This is a genomic window from Kitasatospora sp. NPDC004240 (assembly GCF_053603215.1).
In genome coordinates, this window is the sequence record NZ_JBSGFD010000400.1 from 1 (window position 1) to 2908 (window position 2908).

Annotated in this window: 2 protein-coding genes; both read right to left on the bottom strand. The window is 74.6% G+C overall.

The features are described 5' to 3' along the window. Positions 1–45: 45 nt before the first annotated feature. On the bottom strand, positions 46–471 hold the full coding sequence (locus ACWEQL_RS41935) for a hypothetical protein (RefSeq protein WP_452156804.1): 426 nt from the start codon (positions 469–471) through the stop codon (positions 46–48). A 207-nt stretch (positions 472–678) separates the two neighbouring features. Then, on the bottom strand, positions 679–2841 hold the full coding sequence (locus tag ACWEQL_RS41940) for an ATP-binding cassette domain-containing protein (protein ID WP_452156806.1): 2163 nt from the start codon (positions 2839–2841) through the stop codon (positions 679–681). Positions 2842–2908: the final 67 nt, after the last annotated feature.

Consider the following 2908-nt stretch of genomic DNA (forward strand, 5'->3'; position numbering starts at 1 on the left):
GGCCCGCCCGGCCCGGCGAACCGGGCCGGGCGGGCCGGTGGTGCGTCAGATCACCGGACGCGGCTTGCCGCCGCCGCCACCGCCGCCACCGCCGCAGCAGGTGCAGCACGGGGTGCAGCAGCAGTACACGGTGGTGCCGCCGTTGTTGTCGTTGGTGCCGCCGGCCACGGCCTCCAGTTCGGCCTCGGTCAGCTCCTGGGTCTCGATCACCGGGCAGCTCGGCACGTACAGGGTGTAGACGCCGGTCTGCGCGCCGCGCTCCCAGGCCTGGATCTGCGCCTCCAGGTCGGGCTCGCCGTCGCCGTCCCGGACCAGCTCGACCCGGGCGCCCTCGACGAGCTCCAGGCCGGCGTCGGCGAGCACCTCGACCGGGGAGGCCGCGAGCAGTTCGGCGAAGCTCTCGTCCGACCAGACGGCGGTGAGCAGCCCGGAGTAGTTGTTCACGAAGTTCTGACGGTCCTGCTGGTCCATCTCATTTCTCCTTCTGGTGATCTTCCGGTGATTCCTTGGATGTCGCACCGGAGTGGCGACGGGGGAAAGACTGGCGAGTTTCGGAGGGGCTTGTCAATTGCGTCCGGGAAGTTTTCCGGGGAAGTTTCCGGAGGTAATTCCGGGGCTATTTCGAGGCATGCCGAAAGGCCGGGTGGCGTGCCCGGAATTCCCGCCGGGGGAGCTGTTTCACGGCCGGCGGTGCGCCAACCGGCGGAAGGGGCCGTGCTCATCGGCCAGGAGTTCGGCCGGGCGGCCGGACTGGACCACCCGCCCGCCGTCCAGGACCAGGACGCGGTCCGCGCCCAGCACCGTGGACAGCCGGTGGGCGATCAGCACCCTGGTCACCCCGAGCCGGTCGAGGTTCCCGGCCACCACGGCCTGGGTGGCGTTGTCCAGTGCGCTGGTGGCCTCGTCCAACAGCAGCAGGCGCGGCCGGCCGGCCACCGCGCGGGCGATCAGCAGCCGTTGCCGCTGCCCCGCGGAGAGGCTCGCCCCGCCGTCCTGGAGCACGGTGTCCAGGCCCATCGGCAGCTCGGCGAGATCCCGGTCGAGGGCGGCGGTGCGGGCCGCCGCCCAGGCGTCGTCCACGGTGGCGCCGGTGTCCCCGCAGATGTTCGAGAGAATGGTGCCGGCGAATATCCGGCTGTCCTGCAGGACCACCCCGCACTGGCGTCTGACGGCCGACGGGTCGATTTCGGTGAGCGATTTCCCGTCGTACTCCACGGTGCCGCTCGCCGGTGCCTCGAAACCGAGGAGCAGCCGGAGCAGCGTCGATTTCCCGCAGCCGGTCGCGCCGACCACCGCGAGGGATTCGCCGGGCGCGAGGTCGAAGTCGACGCCGTCCAGGACGGGCGGGCCGCCCGGATATCCGAAGGACACCCGCCGGCAGGCGAGCCGCCCGGTCAGCGTGCCCGGATCGGCCCGCCGGCCGTCCTGCTCGGGCGGCTGCGCGAGCACCGGCCGGACCTCCTCGAACAGCGGGACGGTGGCCAGCGCCGCCGAGACCGCCCCGACCAGCTGGTAGGCGCAGCCGAGCAGGACACCGAAGGAGACGTGGAAGGCGAGCAGGTCGTCCGCGCCGACGGGCGGCCCACCCGGCCGGGTCACGGCCGCGAAGACGACCAGGACGCACAGCGGGGTGAGGCCCGCGTTCAGGACCGTGAGCGCGTACTGCCACCGGCGGACGGTCAGGGTGAGTCGGCGGGCGTGGGCGAAGCGCTCGCTCCAGTGGCGGAAGGCGAACTCCTCGGCGGCGGCCACCCGGAGCTTGGGCAGCCCCGCCAGCAGCCGCGTCAGCAGGTCGGAGAGGGTGACCGACACCTTCCACAGGGCGCGGCGGCGGCGCATCTGGACCACCGCCGGCGGGAGGCAGACGGCGACGACCGCGGCGGCGAGTCCCAGGCCGAGCAGACCGAGCCGCGGGTCGCAGCGCAGCATCAGCGCCCCGTGCACGGCGCCGACCAGCAGACTCTGCGCGGCCAGCACCACCGCGCCCGCCAGGATCTCCCCGGCCGCCGCCATCCCGAGGGCCGCGTCGGCGAGTTCGCCGGAGCGCCGGCCCGCGAAGAACCGCACCGGCAGGCGGAGCAGGCGGTCCCAGACCGCGCTCTGCAACCTGCTCTCCAGCCGGCCCGCCAGTCGTAACGCGGTCAGGTTCTGGACCAGTTGGAGGCCGGCCGCGGCCACCGCCGCCGCGATCAGCGCCACCCCGAGCCGCACCACCAGGTCGGCCCGGCCGGCCGGGACCAGCACGCCGAGGACGCGACCGGTGACGATCGGGGTCAGCAGACCGAGCAGGGCGAGCACGAGGACGCCGAGCAGCAGCGCGACGAGGTCGCCGCGGGCGCCCCGGGCGGCGAGGCGCAGCAGCCGGGTGACGCCCACCGGGTCGGGCGGCAGCGCCGGGGTGTAGGTGGTCGCGGTCGCCTCCAGCGCGGCCGCGCGGGCCCGGGTGCACCTGGTCCGGGTGCCGTCCACGGGGTCGATCAGCCGGTAGCCGCCGCGCCGCCACCGGAGCACCACCGGCCGCCGCTCGCGCTCGCCCGGCCGGGGGCGGCGGTGGGCGAGCAGCGGGCCCAGGTCGGTGGTCCACCACCGGCCGCGCAGCCGGACCTGCCGCGCCCGCACCCGGGCGGCCTCGGCCAGGGCCTCCGGGGTCGAGGCCTCCGGGGCCGGGGGCCCGGGCGGGGGAGCGGGCACGGTGAAGCCCGCCTCCCGGCCGATCAGGCGCAGGGCCGTCAGGTAGGGGTGGCCGGACGCCCCCTCGCCCGGCGCCGCCGCGGCGCGCCGGGCGGCCAGGTGCCGTACCGCCGTCGCGGCCGGCCGGCCCGCCCCGCATCGGAAGAGCACACCTCAGAACTCCACTCACAACATATAAAAACTCGTATTACGGCTTATTCTTTTAAAAAAGGTGGGG

Bases quoted from the DNA above. Each gene is read 5' to 3' on its own strand.
- ACWEQL_RS41935 (WP_452156804.1), bottom strand. From the start codon at position 471: ATGGACCAGCAGGACCGTCAGAACTTCGTGAACAACTACTCCGGGCTG.